The organism is Cryobacterium sp. CAN_C2 (genome assembly GCF_015751745.1).
GTDB lineage: Bacteria > Actinomycetota > Actinomycetes > Actinomycetales > Microbacteriaceae > Cryobacterium.
Genome location: NZ_JADOUX010000001.1, coordinates 123,833 through 144,174, shown reverse-complemented (window position 1 = coordinate 144,174; position 20,342 = coordinate 123,833). Strand labels below are relative to the sequence as shown.

General features: G+C 63.4%; 20 protein-coding genes and 2 pseudogenes. 15 read left to right on the top strand and 7 right to left on the bottom strand.

What is annotated here, in order from left to right; all coding sequences use genetic code 11:
- The first annotated feature begins 7 nt into the window (after positions 1 to 7).
- Together IWX77_RS00730 and IWX77_RS00725 are read left to right on the top strand one after the other, a co-directional pair.
- Complete coding sequence (locus IWX77_RS00730; protein WP_196842598.1) at positions 8 to 763, top strand: DUF2306 domain-containing protein; 756 nt, start codon at positions 8 to 10, stop codon at positions 761 to 763.
- A 123-nt stretch (positions 764 to 886) separates the two neighbouring features.
- Positions 887 to 1,582, top strand: a pseudogene (locus IWX77_RS00725) (DUF4389 domain-containing protein); the annotation flags it as partial.
- Positions 1,583 to 1,740: 158 nt separating this feature from the next.
- Here the strand turns inward: IWX77_RS00725 and IWX77_RS00720 are convergent.
- Positions 1,741 to 2,511, bottom strand: coding sequence for an alpha/beta fold hydrolase (locus IWX77_RS00720; protein WP_196842596.1), 771 nt, complete (start codon positions 2,509 to 2,511; stop codon positions 1,741 to 1,743).
- A gap of 107 nt (positions 2,512 to 2,618) precedes the next feature.
- Complete coding sequence (locus tag IWX77_RS00715; RefSeq protein ID WP_196842595.1) at positions 2,619 to 3,545, bottom strand: LysR family transcriptional regulator; 927 nt, start codon at positions 3,543 to 3,545, stop codon at positions 2,619 to 2,621.
- 140 nt (positions 3,546 to 3,685) lie between these two features.
- On the opposite strand from IWX77_RS00715, the gene IWX77_RS00710 reads away from it, so the two are divergent.
- A complete protein-coding gene (locus tag IWX77_RS00710) occupies positions 3,686 to 5,161 on the top strand; it encodes an MFS transporter (RefSeq protein ID WP_196842594.1) in 1,476 nt (491 codons plus the stop codon).
- Positions 5,162 to 5,166: 5 nt separating this feature from the next.
- Positions 5,167 to 5,709 carry a hypothetical protein gene (locus IWX77_RS00705; RefSeq protein ID WP_196842593.1) on the top strand — a complete coding sequence of 181 codons (543 nt, stop codon included), beginning with the start codon at positions 5,167 to 5,169 and terminating at the stop codon, positions 5,707 to 5,709.
- A 331-nt stretch (positions 5,710 to 6,040) separates the two neighbouring features.
- Here IWX77_RS00705 and IWX77_RS00700 read toward each other — a convergent pair whose 3' ends face one another.
- A complete protein-coding gene (locus tag IWX77_RS00700) occupies positions 6,041 to 6,715 on the bottom strand; it encodes a CHRD domain-containing protein (RefSeq protein ID WP_196842592.1) in 675 nt (224 codons plus the stop codon).
- Positions 6,716 to 7,128: 413 nt separating this feature from the next.
- Here IWX77_RS00700 and IWX77_RS00695 point away from each other — a divergent pair, with 413 nt between their 5' ends.
- Both IWX77_RS00695 and IWX77_RS00690 read left to right on the top strand, forming a co-directional pair.
- On the top strand, positions 7,129 to 8,025 hold the full coding sequence (locus IWX77_RS00695; protein ID WP_196842591.1) for a phosphatidylinositol-specific phospholipase C/glycerophosphodiester phosphodiesterase family protein: 897 nt from the start codon (positions 7,129 to 7,131) through the stop codon (positions 8,023 to 8,025).
- Positions 8,026 to 8,904: 879 nt separating this feature from the next.
- A complete protein-coding gene (locus IWX77_RS00690) occupies positions 8,905 to 10,374 on the top strand; it encodes an amidase (RefSeq protein ID WP_196842590.1) in 1,470 nt (489 codons plus the stop codon).
- A gap of 11 nt (positions 10,375 to 10,385) precedes the next feature.
- Here the strand turns inward: IWX77_RS00690 and IWX77_RS00685 are convergent, their stop codons facing one another.
- The gene (locus tag IWX77_RS00685) at positions 10,386 to 11,345 is read right to left on the bottom strand and encodes an Lrp/AsnC family transcriptional regulator (RefSeq protein WP_196842589.1); all 960 of its coding nucleotides are present in this window, start codon (positions 11,343 to 11,345) and stop codon (positions 10,386 to 10,388) included.
- Between the two features lie 105 nt (positions 11,346 to 11,450).
- Here IWX77_RS00685 and IWX77_RS00680 point away from each other — a divergent pair, with 105 nt between their 5' ends.
- The 5 genes from IWX77_RS00680 to IWX77_RS00660 all read left to right on the top strand — a co-directional run bounded on the left by IWX77_RS00680 (position 11,451) and on the right by IWX77_RS00660 (position 16,092).
- Positions 11,451 to 12,206, top strand: coding sequence for a DUF5058 family protein (locus tag IWX77_RS00680; RefSeq protein WP_196842588.1), 756 nt, complete (start codon positions 11,451 to 11,453; stop codon positions 12,204 to 12,206).
- Between the two features lie 31 nt (positions 12,207 to 12,237).
- Entirely contained in the window at positions 12,238 to 12,963 is a 726-nt protein-coding gene (locus IWX77_RS00675) for a hypothetical protein (RefSeq protein WP_196842587.1), read from the top strand.
- The gene (locus IWX77_RS00670; protein WP_196842586.1) at positions 12,960 to 14,222 is read left to right on the top strand and encodes an amidohydrolase; all 1,263 of its coding nucleotides are present in this window, start codon (positions 12,960 to 12,962) and stop codon (positions 14,220 to 14,222) included. The genes IWX77_RS00675 and IWX77_RS00670 overlap by 4 nt, the downstream gene beginning before the upstream one ends.
- A complete protein-coding gene (locus IWX77_RS00665; protein WP_196842585.1) occupies positions 14,219 to 15,475 on the top strand; it encodes a Zn-dependent hydrolase in 1,257 nt (418 codons plus the stop codon). Before IWX77_RS00670 ends, IWX77_RS00665 begins: the two co-directional genes overlap by 4 nt.
- Before the next feature lie 302 nt (positions 15,476 to 15,777).
- Complete coding sequence (locus IWX77_RS00660; RefSeq protein WP_196842584.1) at positions 15,778 to 16,092, top strand: transposase; 315 nt, start codon at positions 15,778 to 15,780, stop codon at positions 16,090 to 16,092.
- Between the two features lie 43 nt (positions 16,093 to 16,135).
- On the opposite strand, the gene IWX77_RS00655 is transcribed toward IWX77_RS00660, so the two are convergent.
- Both IWX77_RS00655 and IWX77_RS00650 read right to left on the bottom strand, forming a co-directional pair.
- The gene (locus tag IWX77_RS00655; RefSeq protein ID WP_196842583.1) at positions 16,136 to 16,342 is read right to left on the bottom strand and encodes a hypothetical protein; all 207 of its coding nucleotides are present in this window, start codon (positions 16,340 to 16,342) and stop codon (positions 16,136 to 16,138) included.
- Positions 16,343 to 16,430: 88 nt separating this feature from the next.
- Positions 16,431 to 16,970, bottom strand: a complete 540-nt coding sequence (locus IWX77_RS00650) for a FadR/GntR family transcriptional regulator (protein ID WP_196842582.1) — start codon at positions 16,968 to 16,970, stop codon at positions 16,431 to 16,433.
- Positions 16,971 to 17,460: 490 nt separating this feature from the next.
- Here IWX77_RS00650 and IWX77_RS00645 point away from each other — a divergent pair.
- The 3 genes and pseudogenes from IWX77_RS00645 to IWX77_RS00635 all read left to right on the top strand — a co-directional run.
- Positions 17,461 to 17,631 (top strand): annotated as a pseudogene (locus IWX77_RS00645) (nuclease-related domain-containing protein); the annotation flags it as partial.
- Between the two features lie 49 nt (positions 17,632 to 17,680).
- A complete protein-coding gene (locus IWX77_RS00640) occupies positions 17,681 to 18,124 on the top strand; it encodes a GNAT family N-acetyltransferase (RefSeq protein ID WP_196842581.1) in 444 nt (147 codons plus the stop codon).
- 120 nt (positions 18,125 to 18,244) lie between these two features.
- Entirely contained in the window at positions 18,245 to 18,685 is a 441-nt protein-coding gene (locus tag IWX77_RS00635) for a bleomycin resistance protein (RefSeq protein ID WP_196842580.1), read from the top strand.
- A 288-nt stretch (positions 18,686 to 18,973) separates the two neighbouring features.
- Here IWX77_RS00635 and IWX77_RS00630 read toward each other — a convergent pair whose 3' ends face one another.
- Positions 18,974 to 19,381: a RidA family protein gene (locus tag IWX77_RS00630; protein WP_196842579.1), complete on the bottom strand. Its 408-nt coding sequence runs from the start codon at positions 19,379 to 19,381 to the stop codon at positions 18,974 to 18,976.
- A 136-nt stretch (positions 19,382 to 19,517) separates the two neighbouring features.
- Between IWX77_RS00630 and IWX77_RS00625 the strand changes: the two genes are divergently transcribed.
- Positions 19,518 to 20,093: an isochorismatase family protein gene (locus IWX77_RS00625; RefSeq protein WP_196842578.1), complete on the top strand. Its 576-nt coding sequence runs from the start codon at positions 19,518 to 19,520 to the stop codon at positions 20,091 to 20,093.
- Positions 20,094 to 20,342: the final 249 nt, after the last annotated feature.

Genomic DNA, 20,342 nt, shown 5'->3' with positions numbered 1-20,342 from the left:
CGCCACCATGCAAACAGGCACTAAAGGACCACTCGGCACGCGAACGAGCGGCAGTCGAGGGAGGGGCCCAGGGGCGAGGGTCCCAGGGGCGCAGTGGCTCGCGCCCACCGGGCTCATCCTCCTCAGTCTCATTCCGGCACTAGCGGGGGCGGCGCGACTCACCGAGCTGACCGGCGGAGCCATCGCCACCCCGGAGAACTCCCGGTTCCTCGACTCCCCCGTGCCGGTCGTGACGCACATCCTGACCGTGACCCTGTTCAGCCTGCTCGGGGCGTTCCAGTTCGTTCCCGCGCTACGTCGCCGCACGGGCGGCTGGCATCGCATCGTCGGACAGATACTCATTCCCGCGGGCCTGGTCGCCGCCCTGTCCGGAATGTGGATGGCGGTCTTCTACCCGCACCCGCCCGGGGACGGTCCGATCCTCGTGGTGCTCCGGCTGGTCTTCGGGACCGCCATGGTGGTGAGTATCCTTCTCGGTGTCCGCGAAATTGTGCGACGGGACTTCGCCCGACACGGCGAGTGGATGACCCGCGCCTACGCGATCGGAGTCGGCGCCGGCACCCAGGCCATCGTTCTCATCCCCGGTTCGATCATCTTCGGCTCCACCAGCGAGCTCTCCCGAGCCGTGTTCATGGGCGCCGCCTGGGTGATCAACCTCGCGGTTGCCGAATACGTCATCCGTCGTCGGCGCGCCAGGCCTGCCAGCCGGCGACCCCGCTTGTCGGTTAGCGCAAACGTGCTCCGAGTCACGGAGCCGGAATGACACTCCTCACGGAGGCCCACACGCACGCGCAAGACCTCCAATGCGAGCCGCGGGTGGCCCTGATAACTCCACACCCCCAAAAAAAGGAACGAAATGACAACGACGACAGCACATCCCACCGCTCCCGTTCGTCTGAGCGGCGAGCTCGATCCAGAACTCTCACGCTGGCTCTGGCTGGTGAAGATGTTCCTGGCCATTCCGCACTTCGTGGTGCTGGCCTTCCTCGGGTTGGCATTCCTACTCACCACAGTGGTCGCCGGCCTTGCCATCCTGTTTACCGGCCGTTACCCGCGGCCCCTCTTCGATTTCAACGTTGGCGTGCTGCGCTGGAATTGGCGCGTCGGCTTCTACGTCTATGCCGCCATGGGCACCGACCGCTACCCACCGTTCACCCTGGCTCGCACCGACTATCCGGCCGATTTCGATGTCGACTATCCAGAACGCCTCTCCCGCAGTCTGGTGCTGATCAAGTGGGCGTTGGCCGCCCCCCACCTGGTCATCGTCGCGCTCGTAATGGCCAACATCCTGTACTACCCGTGGACCGCCGGCAGCGGCCAGGGGGCCGGTCTTCAGCCCGCCGGCGGATACTCGGTGCTCAACCTGCTTGCCGTGGTCGCCGGCATTTTCCTGTTGGTAACGGCGCAGTACCCCCGGGTTCTCTTTGACCTGCTCATGGGCATCAACCGCTGGATCTACCGCGTGCTTGCCTACGTCGCGCTTCTGCGCGACGAATACCCGCCCTTCCGGCTCGATCCGGGTGCGCAAACGTCGGAGGAAGCTTCCACTCAGAAACGGATGAACCCCCTCGCCTTCCCGTGAGAACAGGGAATCGGGAGGGTCACTCGTGGCGGAACCGGGGAGGAGGTCTGAGCCTTGCGGCCACGTCCGAGGTCGACATAATGCGCGGTCCGACGCGATCTGTTTTCGCCCTTCCGTCGGTCGGGGCGTCTCGCGACCGCTTGTGGCCCTGGACCCGGCTAGTTCGCATCCGTGAGGCCTGCTGCTGCCTCCCGGCCGACTAGCCAGGCACGCACGGAGTCGTTGAACAGCTCGACATTCTCGATGTTCCACTGGTGATGCAGCGCCGGGGCCGTCTTGACGATACTGCCCCGGATACCCGCGGCCACTCGGTCGAGCGAGGCGCGCACGATCGCGGCGGAGTCGGCGCCTCCTGCCACTGAGATCGTTGGGGCGGTCACGCTTTCGAGGAGGACGGAGGGAATACCGAGCGCGACTTCGTCCAGAATTGCGCGAGCCGTTTCCCGCTTTATCCCGAGACCGGTCGTGACGAACAGTTCCGCGTCGTCGCCGGTCAAACCATAGCCTCGAGCCTGGGTCGTCCAGAAGCCGCGCTGATTCCAGAGCAGAAGCATCAGGCGCCCAATCATGACGTCGCGTCTGGCGGGCGGTGCGACCTGGGCGCTGGCGAGGAAGAGGCTCGCGACTTTTCGAGGGTGTCTGGCCGCAAGGTGCAGGGCAATGCTCGCGCCCAGTGAGAGCCCCACGATGTGCGCTTCGTCAGGCAGCAGAGTGGCGATCTCATCGGCTGTCGCCTCGATCGATCTCCACTCCACATGGTTGCTCGCACCGAAACCGGGTAGGTCGGGCACGAGGATGCGGTATTCGGGGAATGCTGGGACTTGTTGTCCCCACATCCAGCCGGCCACGTTCCCGCCGTGGAGGAAGACGATGGTTTCGGTGGAGCCGGTTTCCCCGGCTGTGCGGGGAGCGAACGTGAGCATTTTCATAATGCGAGGATCCTGATTCCGTTTAAAATGATGCCTGCCGAGTTGGCTGACGTTTGAAACCTACGGAGCATGATGATGATCGAGCAATCCCCACGTGTGGTGATCTCTTAGCTGAGAGCCTTGGGGCTGGCCAACGTCACCCCGACGTCACTGTCCGTGCAGACGCGTCGGACACAGGCACGGAGCCATCGATGCGCCGGGTCGACCTCCAGCCTCGGGTGCCAGAGCATCGAGACTGTGATCTCCGGTGTCGGGAACGGGAGGGGGAACGTGTGCATATCGGCGCGCAGATTACTGGTGTGCCGTTCGGGAACAGTCGCGATCAGATCTGACGTCCGAGCCAGTGCCAGTGCAGCTGCAAAACCGCCGACAATCACGGCGATCTGTCGTTCCATTCCATACGGCCTGAGCGCGTCGTCGATGGCCCCTCTCTCGACACCGCGCCGCGAGACGCGGATGTGACTGCCCGACGCATACCGCACGGGGGTGATCCTGGCACGGGTCAGGGGATGCCCCATCCGAATGACGCCGACAAAATGGTCCGTGAACAGCGGCTCAGTGCGCACCTCATTCGTCTTGTCGACGACGCCGATTTCGAGGTCAGTCGTGCCGTCGCGGAGGGAAGCAACATCCGTGTTCACCTTCTGCATGAAGCGCAGCCGAACACCGGGGGCTTTCTCACAGACCCGGCTGACGAGGTCGGGTCCAAAGCTCTCGACGAACCCATCGCTGGTGCGCAGGGTGAACGTTTTGACTAGTCCGGCGAGGTCGACCGTTTCGGGCGGCCCCAGTGCGGCCTCAGCCTCCTGCACAAGCTGACCGACGCGCTCGCGCAGCTCGAGCGCGTGCGGCGTAGGAACAAGCCCACGGCCGGCCCTGACCAACAGCGGATCGCCCGTCGTCATGCGCAAACGGGCAAGCGCCCTGCTCATCGCAGAGGGGCTGAGGTTCAACCGTTCCCCCGCCCGAGTGACATTGCCTTCCTGGAGCAGGACGTCCAGTGTAACCAGCAGGTTCAGGTCGGGTCTTGTCATGAAATCACCAATCGCACATTAGTCCGGACTATGGCGTGAGCCGCAACAATAGATTGTAAATGTTGCGTCTTTCGCCAGCTTCGGTGCAACCATACGCTGAAAAAAACAATCAAGAAAATCGCACGGAAGCAGGATCCAAAATGAGAACGACCACCGTGGAACATGGCACTGAGAACGGGGCGAAGACGTACCGATGGGCGCTGCTCACCCTCTCGCTGACCATGTTGCTGCCCTCCCTCAGCACCAGCATCGTCAATGTCGCCCTACCCACGATGGCGGAGGTATTCTCGGCCTCCTTCCAGGAAGTCCAGTGGATTGTCCTCGCCTACCTCCTCGCCATCTCCACCCTGATCGTCGGCATCGGACACCTCGGCGACATCACAGGGCGCCGACGGCTGTTGCTGGCCGGAATCGCCCTCTTCACCGCGGCTACGTTCCTCAGCGGCGTTGCGCCGACACTCGGGCTGCTCATAGCCGCCCGAGCGGCCCAGGGCCTCGGCGCTGCCAGCATGATGGCGCTCAGTATGGCATTCGTCGCAGAGACAGTTCCGTCAACACGGACCGGCACCGCCATGGGCCTGCTGGGGACGATGTCCGCGATCGGCACCGCCCTCGGGCCATCGCTGGGCGGCGTCCTGATCACCGGGTTCGGATGGAGGGCGATCTTCCTCGTCACCGCACCCCTGGGCATCCTGACCCTCGTTCTCGCTTATCGTCACCTGCCCGCCGCCAGTCCGACACCTAAGGCCGGACGAGTCGGTTTCGACTACCTGGGGACGCTGCTGCTCGCCCTGACGCTGGGGGCCTACGCACTCGCCATGACCATCCAACACAGTGGTTTCGGTGTGCTCAGCCTGGCCCTGCTCCTGGCCGCCGTCGTCGGCTTGGGACTGTTCGTGCTCGCCGAGAGGAGAGCGACATCACCTCTGATCCACCTGAAGAACTTACGAGACCCAGTGCTCAGCTCTGGTCTTCTGATGAGCGCGCTCGTCTCAACGGTGATGATGGCGACACTGGTGGTCGGTCCGTTCCACCTGTCCCTCGCGCTCGGAATCCAACCGGCCCTCATCGGGCTCGTCATGTCGGTTGGTCCCGTCGTTGCCGCACTTACCGGCGTGCCCGCCGGACGCATCGCCGACCGCCTGGGCACCCAACGCATGGTTATCGTCGGGCTCATCGGCATGGCCATCGGGTCCATCGCCCTCTCTCTGGTCCCGGTATCTCTCGGCATTTCGGGCTACATCGTCACCCTCGTCATCATCACCGCCAGCTACGCCTTGTTTCAGACGGCCAACAACACCATGGTCATGACCGACGTCCGCGCAGACCAGCGCGGTGTAATCTCCGGCATGCTCAACCTGTCGCGCAACCTCGGGCTCCTCACCGGCGCATCGGTCATGGGCGCTATCTTCGCGTTCGCCTCCGGGGCGAGCGACATCACCACCGCGGGGCCCGGTGACGTCGCCACCGGTACAAGGTGGACATTCGCGGTCGCCGCAGCACTCATCACCGTCGCGCTCGCGATCGCCGTCGGAAGCAGAATTCGCGCAACGCCCAGCTCGTCGCCCACGGCAATACCACTTTTGAGGGCCCGAACACTTCTTCACGGTTGGTGAACTCGGTGACCCGGGAGCCGATCACGACGGCACTACCAGAGTCATTGCCATCGCCGCAGTTCCGATGGGAGGGGATAGAAGCGATGGAGCGTGCTGTTCCGAGCATCGAGCTAGCCAACCTCGGCGCATCGATCGATCACCTCACTGCGGCGAGCAATACTGCAGCGCTAATCGAAACAGTGGCCGGCTCACCTGGCGCACGGATACTGAACAGTGCTGACCCGGACACACCCACGGCCGGGCAGATCGTGAGGGCAATTGTTGATCGCATCGACTGGCGCGGCCGGATCGAACTCGTCGACGTCGCGCAGGACCCGGACCGTAAACACCACCCTGGCGAACAGCGCACCCAATCATCCTCGACACGACCGCTGGGCGGCAGCTCGGCTACGCACCAGTCGGCACCAGCCTTGAGCTTCTTGCCGAGGAAATCGACTGGCTCCGCACTCGACTATGAGAGGCGTCGGCGGCAGGTAATTCCATTCCTCCACGACCCCAACTGCGCCTACCCGGTCAAATTCCCAGCCGTCATTGACTCATATCCCTAACGATCTGCGGTTGCGCCGTTCGCTGCCGTGCTTGTCCACGTGCGACTCCCGCACTCTGACTGCATGACCGAAACACCAGATCCGCTCACACCACAATTATGTGAACATTCATCATGATTTTTACTGACGACACGCCATATATTCTGTCTACAGAATTACGGCCAAACGACCCCGCAACCGGCGCCACGGCAACGAACCGGCCTCAAACCCCGTCGTAACTTCGGGTTAATAGAACCTTTGCCTGAGACGGTGGAAGCAAACCAGCGATGGCCCGTCTTGGAAGACGGGCCATCGCTGTTTGTGCCCGGGAAAAGACTCCTGGGTGTGCTTCTTATTTCAAGACGCCGCAGGCGGCCGGGTCCGTCGCTTCTGACGGCAGGGTCGGGTCGAGTTCACTCTTACCCTGGCTGAAGTCGTACTCGCCGTTGCCGTTGAAGTCGACCCCGTGGATCACGACGACGCCTTCGCCCTTGCGGATGGCATGCGCGATTTCCTTGGCCGTTCCGGTTCCCGCTACCTTGGTTATGCGGATGTTGTCGCGACTGTAGTCATAACTGCCGTCCTCAGAAACGGGGAAACGGGTGACGGCCACGACACTGGCCGGACTCGTGTCGCCTGTCGTGGTTAACGATACGACGACCGGTCCGTATGCCGGAATGCCTTCCACGGTGTTCAGGCGGCCATTACCGCTTGTGTCCTGTGCCAGGGTGGGGCACTCGTGCAGCGCTTTCTTGCCGAAGTGGATGTGTTGGGCGTGCGGAGCGTCTGGTGTGAGCCCGGAAGCATGCACTTCTACGTGCTTGATCTTCTGGTTGCGCACTACCACGGTAGCGGTTCCGAATGCCTTGGAGCCGTTGAGCTCCGTAAGATCTGCGTGCAGCGAAACCGTCTTGTTGGCGCCTCTAGTTTCAGGACTCTGCGCTTGAGCCGCGGTGGATCCGAGTGCAGCCGCGGCGAGTAACGCAACGGTCGAGGCTCCGAGGATCCCCATGCGATATCGTTTCACGATCTTCTCCTTGATCATCAGCCAACGAGGAGGTCCCGTTGGTCATACGTGGTCAAAACGGACACTACCCCGGTTCGATCAAGGATGTAATTTTTTCTCTGTTACCGTGTCTGAGCATTGCTCGTTGACGTCTCCGTCCTGTGCGCCGATCGCCGAGCTGTTCTCTGTGATGTCAACGGCCAGACGGTCTGGTGAAAGAGTTCTGGCGTTTCCTGCTGGATTCCTCAGAACGCGAGGTTGAGCTTGCCGACTCCGCCGTGCCGGCATCCGTCCGGTGAACGGATGCCGGCGGGCGCAACACGTCGAGGTGAACTTTGTAATAACTACTTGACATTGTTTGGGCACGTGGACAGGCTCCAAAACGGGGGTTGAGCACTGCCTGACCTCGCCTCGCACAGACGAAGGAGACACTTATGTTTTTCAAAGCCGCGACTTCGGCCCTCATCGCCGTTCTTGCCGTCGCAACCGTCACGGGCGCCGCAGCCGCTTCCGATGCTTCCGGCCCGCCGCGCGGGAACCCGGGTGGGCACGGCACTACCATGGTGCTCGGCGGACCGCTCGAGGGCACTCACGCCCACAACGACTACGAGCACGAGCGCCCGCTCTTCGACGCTCTCGAACATGGTTTCACAAGCGTCGAAGTCGACGTCTGGCTCGTCGATGGCGAACTTCTCGTCGCCCACAGCCTCGCCGACGTGCGGCCAGGGGTCACCCTCGAAAGCCTCTACCTCGACCCGCTGACCGATCTCGTGCACGGCAAGAGTGTCTACCCCGGGTGGGACGGCAGCCTCCAGCTGTTGATCGACATCAAGAGCGAGGCCGAGACCACCTACGCAGCGATCGAAACGGAATTGGCCGCCCACCGGGGCATCATGAGTCGCTTCGACAACGGCACGACGAAGACGGGAGCGGTCACTGCGGTCGTCAGCGGCAACCGTCCGCTTGCAACCATGCAGGCGCAGCAGGAGCGCTTCAGTTTCTACGACGGCCGCTCCGGCGACCTTTCGATGGGTATACCGGCCAGTCTCATGCCGCTCGTGAGCGACAACTGGACCAAGCTCTACACCTGGAACGGCGAAGGTGAGATGCCGGATGCCGAGCGGGCCAAGTTGACCGCGTACGTTGAGGCGGCGCATACCCAGGGGTACCGAGTGCGGTTCTGGGCCACTCCCGACGCGGCTGGCCCAGCCAGGGACGCACTGTGGACCGAGCTCCACGCGGCCGGCGTCGACAACATCAACACGGATGACCTCGCCGGGCTTCAAGAGTTCCTCACGAACATAAATTTGAGCGCAACTTCAACAGACTGATCGAGCCGCGCGACCCAGGCGTCTAACGAACACACGTCTGGGTCGTCGGCAGCGGGGCAGCAACGAGACGATGACGCAATTTCGTGGCCCTCAACTGCCTCAGCCTGTTTCGATCTATCGACGTGAAGTCACTCGTGCGACGGTGTTGCCCTGTACTCGGGCGACGATTCCCTTCCAATGGGCCAGGTGCCGGGTCACAGCCGCGTTTTCTCCCGTTCGCACTTCGCCTCAACGAACTGAGCGGCGGGTCCGTGTGGGTGGTCCTCGAACCTTTGCGGTGTCTCCCCTGTTCAGACCACTGCGCCCGATCGATCTGCGTCAGCGTACGGTTTATTCCGTTCTCTGAGGTGACCCCCGTCTGAACCACCGCCTCATGCAACGCACCGAACGCCGTCTCAAATGCCACGTCACCCGTTCGCTGGGATCGCAACCATCGGTCATGTTTGCCCGTGCAAGCGGCGCCGTCGGAATACACGAAACCGTGGCGTAGCAACGGCATCGACATACGATGCCGGGCACTCATCACATCCTGCCGGGTATCTTCTCGGGACCGCACCAAGTGCCGCGCGGCCTCTTCCTCGGTGCTGCTCGTGCGCTCTACCGAGTCCGGCTAAAACGGGCCTAATTTAGGGATGCGGGCCGAGTTTCTAGACTGAGCCCACGTCCTTAGTCCGGGCCTGACTCAACCCGGTCCGACCTCGGGTAGCGGTGGTACCGGCCAGCGGATGGGCCAGTTTTGGCGGAATCGGCCAGGATCATGGCCATAACCGCTGAATCGGATGCTTTGACGCGCCCACGCTCATTATCTGGCCTGCCGGAAACCAGACTTCTACCCACCGGCAATGCGCCGGTCTATCGACCAAGCCGCAGGGACGAACCGTGACCGACCAGATTACCGAGCTATCAGCATCCGCCCTCGCGCTGGCCATTCGCAAGCGCGAGGTGTCGGCGAACGAAGCCCTTGACGCGCACTTCGCCCAGATCGACCGGGTGAACCCCCACATCAACGCCATCGTCACCCTGGACCGCGATGTGGCCCGGCACCTCGCCGTTGCTGCCGACATCCTCACCGCCAGCGGCGCGGACCTGCCATCCCTGCATGGTGTGCCCATGACCCACAAGGACACCCACTCGACCGCGGGTATGCGCACCACCTTCGGCTCGCCGCTGTTCGCCGATCATGTACCCAGGCACGATGACCTGATCATCGAACGGTTCAAAGCAGCCGGCGTGGTCACCACCGGCAAATCCAACGTGCCGGAATTCGCCGCCGGGTCGCACACCTTCAACGAGGTGTTCGGAACCACAACCAATCCATACGACCCGCGCCTCAGCGCTGGCGGCAGCAGCGGCGGGGCCGCCGCGGCGCTGGCCGCGCGCATCCAGTCCATCAGCGACGGGAGCGACATGGGTGGCTCGCTGCGCATTCCGGCATCATTCTGCAACGTGGTGGGGTTCCGCCCATCCCTCGGCGTGATTCCCCTGCAGCCGAGCCGCGACGCGTGGAGCTGGCTGGCCCGCAGCGGGCCGATGGCGCGGGAAGTGACCGATATTGCGCTGGTTATGTCGGTGCTTGCCGGGCCAGACGTGGCAGCTCCGTACCCCTGCCCGGTGCCGGCCAGCCGGTTCCGCGAACCGCTGCAGCGCGACCTCACCGGGCTCGTCATCGGCTGGTCCGACGACTTCGGGCTGGACATCCCGGTGCAAAAAGACGTGCTACGGGTGCTGCATCAGCAGTTGCGCGTATTCGAGGACCTCGGCGCGACCGTGGAGCAGGCCGCCCCCGATCTACAGGACGCCGACGAGGTGTTCAGCACCGTGCGCGCATTCGATTTCGCCCTGGCATATAGCGAGCTCGTCGCTCAGCACGGCGACCGGATCAAGCCCGAGGTGCGCTGGAATGTGGAGCAAGGCCTCGCCCTGACCGGCGCCGACGTCGTCTCCTTGGCGCTGGCCCGCACCCGCCTGGCCGAGAAAACCCGTACCTTTTTCTCTCGCTACGACGTGTTTGCGAGTCCGGCCACCCAGCTGCTGCCCTTCGACGCGGCCTTGCGCTACCCGACCGAGATCGACGGAATGGCATTCGAAACCTACCTCGAGTGGATGCGCTCGGCCTGCGTCGTCTCGGCGACCGGGCTCCCCGCGCTCTGCGTACCGGCCGGCTTCAGCGAGTCCGGGTTGCCGGTCGGCATGCAACTGGTCATGAACCACGGGCAGGACTTCGAGCTGCTGCAGGTCGGCTACGGCCTTGAACAGGCCAGCCGGCATGCCTGGCGGGCGCCGGAACTCCACCGCCTGGACACCCGCCCCGACATCCGCTCCGACATCCCGGCCGGGCAGCTGAAATGAACCGTCACCGGTTAAGTTCGCGGGAGCTGCAGCATCCGTCCGCCGCGTTTGAAGGCTTCGAGCAGCATGCTGACGTCGATGGATTTGGTGTGTGCGACCCAGGGCGCCGCCGTGACACAGCCGTAGAGGGCCGCCTGATCCCTCGCGGTGACGTTCGCCACGATCTGGTAGTCGCCCGCGACCGCAACCGCGTAGCGCACCAGCGGCGAGGCGGCGAGCTCGCGACCGACCGCTTCGACGTTCTTCGGGTCGCAGCGGATCCAGAGGAAGGCCTCGACCGGCAGGCCGACGCTCGCCGGCTCGACGACTGCCCGAATGTAGACGTGATCGTTCTGCAGCAACCAGTCGGTCCGGCGACGGGCGGTTGCGTTGGACACCCCGGTCAGTCGGGCCAGTCGTTCACAGGACACCCGCCCGTCTTGGCACAGGGCCTCCACGATCTCGTTGTCGACCCGGCTCAGCCGTTGTGGTACCTGCAGGCTCCAGGTATCCATCGTGACACCGACGCGCAGAGCGTCCGCCTCGACCTCAGTCAGCAGGTCGGGCTGCCAGCCACGGATGGTACGGAAGTAACGCAAGATCGGGTAGCTGACGGCGCGAACCAGACCCACCGTGCCCGGGATTTCGTCCGTGAGCAGCGCCGGCATGCGCTCAGCCTCGGTCAGCACCTCGACGACACAGTCCACGCCGCCGGTCATTGTGTACGCGAAGGTCGAGTCCCGGCGCTGGGCCAGCGCGTTCGCGGTCGCGCGGGTGGTTCCCGGTGTGGTTTGCACCCGGATGATTACCGACGTCGACTGCGGCCGGAGTGCAGCCACCTGCACCAGCTTCGCCTCGAGCAGTTCGCTCCCCCGACGGGCGACGGTACGCTCCGGCTCGCCCAGCACATCGGCGATCCGACTCCAGGGGCTACGTCCATCGAATTGCAGGGCGGCCGCGATCCGCCGTTCCAGCGGGTCCAATAGTCGCATTGTCCACCCCTGCCTGATCCCGATCCTGTGGGACCACGAGGATTCACGTACCGCCGAACTTATCATCACGCCCTGCCCCACCCGCATTCCAGCACTGGAGCACCCATGATCACCTCTCTTCCCGGCGACCCCGGCTCAACCGAGATCCTCACGATTGCGAACCTGCCCGTTCTATGGATCTTCGCCGTCGGCGTGTTCGCCGCCATCATCCTGCAAACGATCATCTACGTGCGCGCGGCTCGGATCGCCGCGCCAGCAGCGGGCATCAGCCCGACCGAACTGAAGACCTCGTTCCGCGCGGGGGCCGTGGCCGCAATCGGCCCCTCGCTGGCCGTCGTCCTGGTCAGCGTGGCCCTACTCAGCCTGTTTGGCACCCCCGCGGTACTGGTGCGGGTCGGCTTGGTCGGGTCCGCTGCGACGGAGACAGCCTCGGCCAGCATCGCCGCTACGACCATGGGGGCAGCCCTCGGCGACGCGAGCTACACCCAGAGCGTGTTCGCGGTCGCGTTCATGGCCATGAGTCTTTCCGGAGCGATGTGGATGATTGCCACCCTCGTGCTCACCCCGCTGCTGAAACGCGGTGACTCACGGCTGCGCAGCGTGAACCCGGCACTGATGGCCATCATTCCCGCTGCGGCGCTGCTCGGGGCGTTCGCCAGTCTCGGCATTGGCGAGTTCGGCAAGACGCCCGTGCACATCCTCACCGTCCTCGCCTCGGCGGCAGTGATGGGGGCCTGCCTGCTGGTGGCGCGACGCTTTGACCAGGGCTGGCTGCGGGAGTGGGGACTCGGCTTCTCTATCGTGATCGGCCTGATCGTCGCCTACTCGGCCCACACCACCGGCCTTGCGCCGGTCGCCTGACCACCGCCACAAGACTCTGAGAGAGGCCAGCATGTCTTCCACCACAGTGATCACCACCTCGTCCGCCGACCTGGCAGCATTCGACCGCACCACGTCCCGCTGGGGTCGGATCACCATGATCGCCGCACTGGTCCTGTCCCTCGCCGCGCCGCTCTACTTGGTGCTGTTCGCCGACCTTGGCATTACGCAGACGCAGGTCTGGATCGCGTTTTTGGCTGTCGCCGCCGTGTTCTCCGTGCTGTGGGTGGTCGAACCGATCACCTACTATCCGATCCTCGGCCCCGCGGCGATGTACCAGGCCTTCATGATCGGCAACATCGCGAACAAGCTCCTCCCCTCCGCACTGGTCGCCCAGGCCGCCATTGGCGCCAAAGCGGGCACCAAACGCGGAGAGTTCTCGGCCCTGATGGCCATCTGCGGCGCCGCCATGGTGCACGTCTTCTTCATGCTGGTGTTCGTGGGCCTGCTCGGCTCCATGCTGGTGAGCATCGTGCCGACCGAGGTTATTGACGTGGCGCGCCTATACATCTTCCCCAGCATCATCGGCGCGGTGATCGTGCAGCTCATCGTGTCGCTGAAGCAACCACGGGTTACCATGATCGCCGTCGGCACAGCAGTAGTCGTCTTCTTCGTTCTCGTACCCGCCGTCCCCGCCATCGCAAACCTCGCAACCGGCATCACGGTTGTGACCACCGCTGTGCTGTCCTGGTTTTTGCGAAGCAAGCGCCGTTCCGACTCGACGAAAGAGAACTCATGACCGTGACCCTGCCCTCGACCCACGCCAGCACTACCCGCTCGATGCAGAAGCTGTACCGACATCTGCACGCCCATCCGGAGCTGTCGATGCAGGAATCTGAGACCTGCAAGTTCCTCACCCGGCGACTCGACGAGCTCGGGCTTGAGACATTCACCTGCGGAGGTACCGGGGTCGTCGGCATCCTGCGTAACGGCGAGGGTCCCACCGTGGCCTATCGGGCGGACACCGACGGTCTACCGATCGAGGAAGAAACTGGACTCGACTATGCGAGCGTGGCCCGCGGTACTCTGGCCGACGGAACTGACGTTCCGACCATGCACGGCTGTGGACACGACACTCACATGACGGTCGCCCTCACGGTGGCCGAGTACCTGGTCACTAACCGTTCTGCCTGGGCGGGAACCGTGGTCTTCATCTTCCAGCCCGGCGAAGAAACCGGGGCCGGGGCCCTCGCCATGCTCGCAGACGGCCTGTGGGACCGGGCGCCGCGACCCGAGATCGTATACGGCCAACACGTGTGGCCCGGTCTGGCCGGCACCATCGATATCAGCAGCGGAGTCGCTATGGCGATGGCCGACTCCTGGAGGGTGACCGTTCACGGTCGCCAGGCCCACGGATCGCAGCCCGACCAGTCGATCGACCCGATCGTGCTCGGCGCGCACATCGTGGTGCGCCTTCAGACGGTCGTGTCCCGGGAGGTACACCCGATGAAGGCCGCCGTGGTCACAGTCGGCACCTTCCATGGCGGTCTGAAAGAGAACATCATCCCCGCTACCGCCGAGTTCACCGTGAATGTGCGTACCTTCGACCTGGAGGTGCGCACCCGCGTGCTGGACTCGGTGCGCCGCATGATCACGGCCGAGGCACAGGCATCCGGTGCCCCCGAACCCGTGATCGAGGTGCTCTCCACCTTCCCCCGCTGCTACAACGACCCGGCGGCGACCAGGCAGTTGATCACCGAGCTCGGCGGCACGCTCGGTGCAGACGCCGTGATCGAGGTGCCGCCGGTGATGGGCAGTGAGGATTTCGGGCTGCTGGCCGAGGCCATCGGAGTGCCCTCGGTGTACTGGATGTTCGGTGGTTACTCACAGCAGACCATCGATGCCAGCGAGACGGTTGCTGGCAATCATTCCCCGCATTTCGCCCCGGACTCCGAGCCTGCCCTCGCGGCCGGGCTCACCGCCGCCCTCACCGCCATCCTGTCCCAGGTCGGGACGCTGGCGGGTACGTCGGGCAGCCCCCTGGGTGGCACCAAATGACCGGTGCGCCGGCCCGGATATCGGTGAACGCCCCCCGGCTGATCGCAGACTTGGAGGCCCTCGGACGGATCGGGCGAGGGCCGGGCGGTGGACTGGACCGCACCTCATTCTCCGCTGCGGATAGCGAGGCCAGAGCCTGGTTGCTCGGGCTCTGCAACGAGGCTGGACTCACTGTCCACACGGACGGCATCGGTAATTTCGTCATGTCGCCCGACTACGACGACCAGACCGCGGGCCAGCCCGCGGTCTGGTCGGGATCGCACATAGACACCGTGCCCAATGGTGGTGCCTTCGACGGAGCGCTCGGCGTTCTCGCCGCGGTCGAGTGTTTGCGCCGCATACAGGAGGAACATCCGGCGCTGGACCGCCCGGTGCGAGCGGTCATGTTTACGGACGAGGAGGGCAACTACGCCCACCTGTTCGGGTCGAGCGCCTTGGCACGGGGCTTCTCGCACGCCGAACTTGAGGCGCTCACCGGCCGGGATGGCGACCGTTTTGCCGACACTTTCGAAGCGGCCGGCGGTGACCTCGATGCCGCCGCGGCATCGAAGCTGGACCCGGCTGCGCTGCACGCGACGGTGGAGCTGCACATCGAGCAGGGACCCACGTTGGAGCAGCTTGGGCACGACATCGGTGTGGTCACCAGCATCGTGGCGCTCGGCGGCGGCGTAGTCTCCTTCCTGGGCCGGGCCGACCACGCCGGGACAACTCCGATGGACCGGCGCCAGAATGCGCTCACCGCCGCCGGCGCACTCTTGGTGGCCCTACCCGAGGTGGCCGCCGGTGTCAGCGGACGTGCAGTCGTTACCTCGGGAATCGTCACGGTCGAGCCGGGAAGCGCCAACGTGATTCCGGGGACGGCGCGGGTTACGGTGGACTTTCGGGAGGCCGAAGCGGAGCTGGTAGATGCCCTTCAGTCGGGCATCGTGGAGGCGACCAGGGAGATCGCGTTGCGGTACGGGGTGGAGGCGGAATTCGATTTCGAGACCACTATTCCGCCGGTGCTTCTGGACGCCGGGATCCAAGCGACGATCACCGCTGCGGCTACGGCCCGGGGACTCTCGCACAGCGCACTGCCCTCCGGCGCGGGGCATGACTCGCAGAACATGGTCCGGCTGGCGCCGACGGGCATGATCTTCGTGCCGAGCATCAATGGACGCAGCCACTGCCCTGAGGAGGAAACGGCGTGGGCAGACGTCGAGAACGGCGCCAACGTGCTGCTCGACACCCTGCTGAGTCTGGCGCGCGACTGAGGTGAAACCGGGCAGGCTTGCGGCGCAGGCATAATCCCGTTCGGGATTCGATAATATCGCTTCGCGCAAAGGGAGTACTCCCCGCGTTCACGTTTACAAGAGTTGTAGTGCGGCCCTTCGTTCACGGCAAGAGCCGACAGGTCAGGGCGCATCGACGGCAGACCGGTGCGCCGGCCCACGCCTTTCTGCTGGCGATCTTCGCCGTGCGGGTTTCTGGGTACTTCGTTGCTTGCGATCTGATGCGGCCTAAACACTGGCCTTGACCAAATTTCGTGGACACCTTCTAAGAGAAAATGTTCACTATGGCAAAGACCCGTCGGCAGTTCACTCCTGAGTACAAAGACGAGGCCGTGAAGCTGGTTATCAATACTGGCCGGGCGGTCGCGAATGTGGCCCGTGAGCTCGGCATCAATGAGGCCTCGCTTGGCCGTTGGGCGACCGCGTTCAAGGCTCGCAACGACACTGGCGAGACGGCGGTGACCGAATCTGAGCGGGCCGAGTTGCTGCGGTTACACAAAGAAAACGCTGACCTGAAACTTGATCGGGCGTTCCTAAAAAAAGCGGCCATCTTCTTCGCCCAGGAATCATCGGATACGAACGGAAAGCGTTCGAACTGATTGGAGCAAGAAGGACAACTTCATCATCGTTCGCACCGCCCGATTACTGGAAGTATCCCGTTCGGGCTATTACGCCTAGGCCGGGCGTGAGGCCTCGTCGGCCGAGCTCCGGCGGGTGCATATCGAACAGAAAGTCACGTTCCTGAACGGTGATTCCGATGAGGTAGAAGAGAAGCCCGGCTATTGCCGTCCAGCCATCGCCCGTGCTCAGATCCTGACCGACGTTTGCCCGAACATAAAATATCGCCATTCCGATGATTGACAACCCAAAGGCTGAAAAATAAACGCCAACAGGCGTCGGGACCAACGTGTACGATGCCAAACGAGCGGCCCCAATTTCAGCTGCCGCGGTGACCATTGGACGCACGGCCGATCCATCTGGCACTCCGGTTAGTATCGCTACATCGTCTTTCAGTAGCGCCCGCAGTCGATTCGCACGAAGGAAGACGGAACCTCCGCCGAGGATGAACGGCAGTGCGGCCGCAACGATACTTTCCCAGTGCATCGCTTAGCTCCCGGATATTTGAGGATGTGCTCAACATATCGGATCGCGGCGTTTCCACAACCATGCGGCGCACCCAGAGGAGCCGCAGTGGTACCTCAGAACTGCCGAGGTCGCGCGCCGCGGCGCGCAGGATCGCCTCGAGACTGGACCAGCCCGAAGGCGGGTTGACGAAGGTCCCAAGCCCGCGCCGAACGTATACAATTTTCTGCGCTTGAAGGCTCTTGATGGCTTCCCGAGCGGTCAGACGGCTGACGCCGGCCTCCTCGGCGAGGACAGCCTCCGGCGGCAGCGGCTCGTGGGCCGCAAACACTCCCCGAAGGATTCGGTCGAGGAGGCTTTCAACCAAGTCATCGATTAGGGACGTTCTATTCATGAGACCGATTCCTTTGCCCGGGCGCGGCGTCGGACTCGATTTAGTGTATCGGCGTCACACCCTCAACTCCGGCTCTCCCGACCACGTTCCGCAATTGGGGCCCGCGATTCTCCATCGGATCTACCCAGGACCGTCAGTCGAGAGAGCACTAACGGGCAGTCGTCGATCCCGCTCGGCGCCACGGTCGCAGCTAATAGGAGCGGTTCTTTCAGAATTTCCGGATTCCGCGGGTCCTGCTGCCACCCTCTTCTGGGGCTGTCCACGCTTTTGCGTGTCGCGTAGCTTCGATGGCGGGGGGGGGGTCATCATCGATAATCATTCTGACGTGGCCGTTCAACCGACGCTGCGCTCGCGCGGTCCCGCCTACTCCGTGATGCAAGAGTGCCTGCGGATTCAGGCGACCGCCCCGCCCTAAAGCGCGGCCGCAAGACTCTTCGGCCAAAATCCGCTAAACCCTGAAGCCCGCAGCTGGTACGGCGGTGCCCTTGGTGAAATCGAAGTTGCAGAGGTGCTCTCGAAGCTCGGCCCCGAATGGACCGTGCTCCACGCCGTACCCGTCGGCTCTGGCTCCTCCGACATCGACCACGTCGTGATCGGGCCAGCGGGGGTCTTCACGATCAACACGAAAAACCACACGGGAAAGATCTCTGAACTGTCTTGATCCGATCCGTGTCTCCGCGACGTTGCCCACATCTGCGGAGGCTCACAACGTGTCTCTGCGTTACTACGAAGACATCGTGGGTCGCTACTACGGGCGCCCCGCCACCCGACCGGAGGTCCTCGATGCGCAGGCCGGTTACCCCAGCGATGACCTGGCCCCACCCACCGGGCTGTTTCTGCTTGCTGAACAGGGATCGACCGTTCTCGGCTGCGCGGGAATGCGGATTCGGCCGGGCAATATCGGCGAGGTGACGAGAGTGTTTGTGGTTCCCATGAAGCGAGGGCACGGCGTGGGCAGGCTCCTCATGGAGGACATGGAGCGCAGGGCACGCGGGGTCAGACTCACTACCCTGCGGTTGGACACGCGCTCCGATCTCCTTGAAGCGCGAGGCCTGTACGCGTCGCTTGGCTTCATCGAGGGGGAAGCACACAATGCGGACCCCTACGCGAACCACTGGTTTCGAAAAGAGCTTGTGCAGGCAACGTCTTCGTGATCGCCGCTGTGAACGACGTTTTGTCACCCCTTTTCAGACCGCAGGTCATCACTGAAAGTGTCGGCACGAAGATCGCGCCAGGTCAGGCCGGAGGGTCTCGTTCGGTGCGAGAGTGGTTTGATGACTGAAACCTTTGAACCGGCGCTCGTCCCCGAGCTCCTGGTCAGCGACATCGATCGCAGCCTTGCCTTCTGGTGCGATCTGTGCGGTTTCGAGATTCGTCACTCGCGACCCAAGGAGCGCTTCGCGTATATATCGCTCGGCTCCGCCCATCTCATGCTGGAGCAAATCGGAATCGGTCGGAACTGGATCACTGGCCCACTCGAGACCCCCTTCGGTCGAGGAATCAACTTTCAGATCAATGTACCCAGCATCACGCCACTGGTCTCCGCTCTCGCAGATGCCGGTATCGACCTCCTCATGCAACCCGAAACGAAGTGGTACCGCATCGGAGACGATGAAGCCGGGGTGGAGCAGTCCCTCGTTACGGACCCCGATGGCTACCTCATCCGCTTCCAAACTTCTCGCGGCCGCCGACCTGTGCCCCGGTCGACCATCTAACTCGAAAGCACCCCTGCAGCGCTCAGGTACGCGGCAGAGATACCTCGCCGCTTTGCCCTCAACTGTGGCCGGACGGAGGACCCCTCGATCTTCTTCAACTATTAGTGGAATTGCCACAGCGAAAGTGCCTGCAGGGTACGCCGAGCACACCCGATCGCTCGCCCGTTGGCCCTTCGTTCACAGAATATGGTTTACCCGAACTGCTTACGTCGAACTAGTCAATGGAGTCAAGACGTCAGAATCGCCTTCGATGTGTCTCTTCACGACAGGCGCAGCACGCGGCAGATCTCAATCCAGAACCGCTGCCACCGCTTCAATTTCTACAAGCTGATCGGTGTAGCCGAGTACGGTAACGCCCATCAGTGTGCTGGGCACATCATGCGAACCGAACGCGGATCGAACGACGTCCCACGCTTGGATCAGGTCATTCTGATTAGTCGTGGCAACGAGAACTCGCGTGGTAATCACATCGGTCAAAGACGCGCCAGCTGCTTCCAGCACGACAATGAGGTTCTCGACACACTTTGATGCCTGCAATTCATAGGAAATCCTTCCCACCGTGTTCTCGTGCTGATCCAGCGGGCAAGCGCCCGCGAGAAAAATGAGCCGCGCCCCCACGGGGGCGGTGGCGGCGTACGCGTACTCGGCCAAACTCGAAAGGCGTGCAGATCGGATTAGCTCCACTGAGGTTGGCATGGCTTCAGACTACGAGAGCCAGCATCACTTGGCACATAGAAACCAAACTCGGGGAGATTTGTCGCCGGAGCGGAGGTATCTTGGATACACGGAGTAACGACATTGCATCATCGCACGTCTACTTCTGGAGGATGAGATGTCCCGCGCCACTGATCGCCCCGGCACCGTCCTTCTGGTCATCGACGCCCAGAACGGTGTCCTGGCCAATGCCGACCAACGCGACCATGTCGTGGCCAACATCGCGACTCTCGTTGAACGCGCCCGCGGCGAAGCAGTGCCGGTCGTCTGGGTGCAGCATTCCTCGGACGCCCTGCCCATGGACACCGCCGTCTGGCAGATCGTTCCCGAACTCGAACCAGCGAGCAGTGAAGCTGTGATCTGCAAAGAATACGGGGACTCATTCGAGGCAACCGACCTGGAACAGGTGCTCGAGGAAGCCGGTATCGGCCACCTCGTGGTGGTCGGTGCACAAACGGACGCCTGCGTGCGCTCCACCCTGCACGGTGGATTCACCCGCGGATACGATGCAACGTTAGTCTCCGATGCACACACCACCGAAGATCTCACCGAGTGGGGAGCGCCGCCTCCCGCAGAAGTGATTGCACACACCAATCTCTACTGGAGCTTCCAGACCGCACCCGGCCGCACTGGCAAGGTCGTGACGACGGCCGACGTCGAGTTCACGCGAAAGCCCTCCTCGCCAGCGAGCTAGAACCTCCACGCGCGAACGCCTGAAGGCGACAATCCCACACCACGTACCGGCACCAAATACCCGTCAGTACAAAATCACCCTAACCGCCGCCCAGGTCAGGCTCCTCCCCTCGGCCAATTTTGAGGCCGTACTCGTCGAGCTTATTCAATTCAGGCTCGCGATCTGGATGAGGTTGCCCCGAAGGAATCGTCGAGGACCGCAGTGGTGCTCGGCCCGACATCCGTGGGTGGTTGGGTGAAGGTGACGCCC

Excerpts from the sequence above, each read along its gene's own strand:
- IWX77_RS00730 (WP_196842598.1), top strand. The coding sequence starts at position 8 with ATGCAAACAGGCACTAAAGGACCACTCGGCACGCGAACGAGCGGCAGT.
- IWX77_RS00720 (WP_196842596.1), bottom strand. The coding sequence starts at position 2,511 with ATGAAAATGCTCACGTTCGCTCCCCGCACAGCCGGGGAAACCGGCTCC.
- IWX77_RS00715 (WP_196842595.1), bottom strand. The coding sequence starts at position 3,545 with ATGACAAGACCCGACCTGAACCTGCTGGTTACACTGGACGTCCTGCTC.
- IWX77_RS00710 (WP_196842594.1), top strand. The coding sequence starts at position 3,686 with ATGAGAACGACCACCGTGGAACATGGCACTGAGAACGGGGCGAAGACG.
- IWX77_RS00695 (WP_196842591.1), top strand. The coding sequence starts at position 7,129 with ATGTTTTTCAAAGCCGCGACTTCGGCCCTCATCGCCGTTCTTGCCGTC.
- IWX77_RS00685 (WP_196842589.1), bottom strand. The coding sequence starts at position 11,345 with ATGCGACTATTGGACCCGCTGGAACGGCGGATCGCGGCCGCCCTGCAA.
- IWX77_RS00680 (WP_196842588.1), top strand. The coding sequence starts at position 11,451 with ATGATCACCTCTCTTCCCGGCGACCCCGGCTCAACCGAGATCCTCACG.
- IWX77_RS00675 (WP_196842587.1), top strand. The coding sequence starts at position 12,238 with ATGTCTTCCACCACAGTGATCACCACCTCGTCCGCCGACCTGGCAGCA.
- IWX77_RS00670 (WP_196842586.1), top strand. The coding sequence starts at position 12,960 with ATGACCGTGACCCTGCCCTCGACCCACGCCAGCACTACCCGCTCGATG.
- IWX77_RS00665 (WP_196842585.1), top strand. The coding sequence starts at position 14,219 with ATGACCGGTGCGCCGGCCCGGATATCGGTGAACGCCCCCCGGCTGATC.
- IWX77_RS00660 (WP_196842584.1), top strand. The coding sequence starts at position 15,778 with ATGGCAAAGACCCGTCGGCAGTTCACTCCTGAGTACAAAGACGAGGCC.
- IWX77_RS00655 (WP_196842583.1), bottom strand. The coding sequence starts at position 16,342 with ATGGCGATATTTTATGTTCGGGCAAACGTCGGTCAGGATCTGAGCACG.
- IWX77_RS00650 (WP_196842582.1), bottom strand. The coding sequence starts at position 16,970 with ATGAATAGAACGTCCCTAATCGATGACTTGGTTGAAAGCCTCCTCGAC.
- IWX77_RS00635 (WP_196842580.1), top strand. The coding sequence starts at position 18,245 with ATGACTGAAACCTTTGAACCGGCGCTCGTCCCCGAGCTCCTGGTCAGC.
- IWX77_RS00630 (WP_196842579.1), bottom strand. The coding sequence starts at position 19,381 with ATGCCAACCTCAGTGGAGCTAATCCGATCTGCACGCCTTTCGAGTTTG.
- IWX77_RS00625 (WP_196842578.1), top strand. The coding sequence starts at position 19,518 with ATGTCCCGCGCCACTGATCGCCCCGGCACCGTCCTTCTGGTCATCGAC.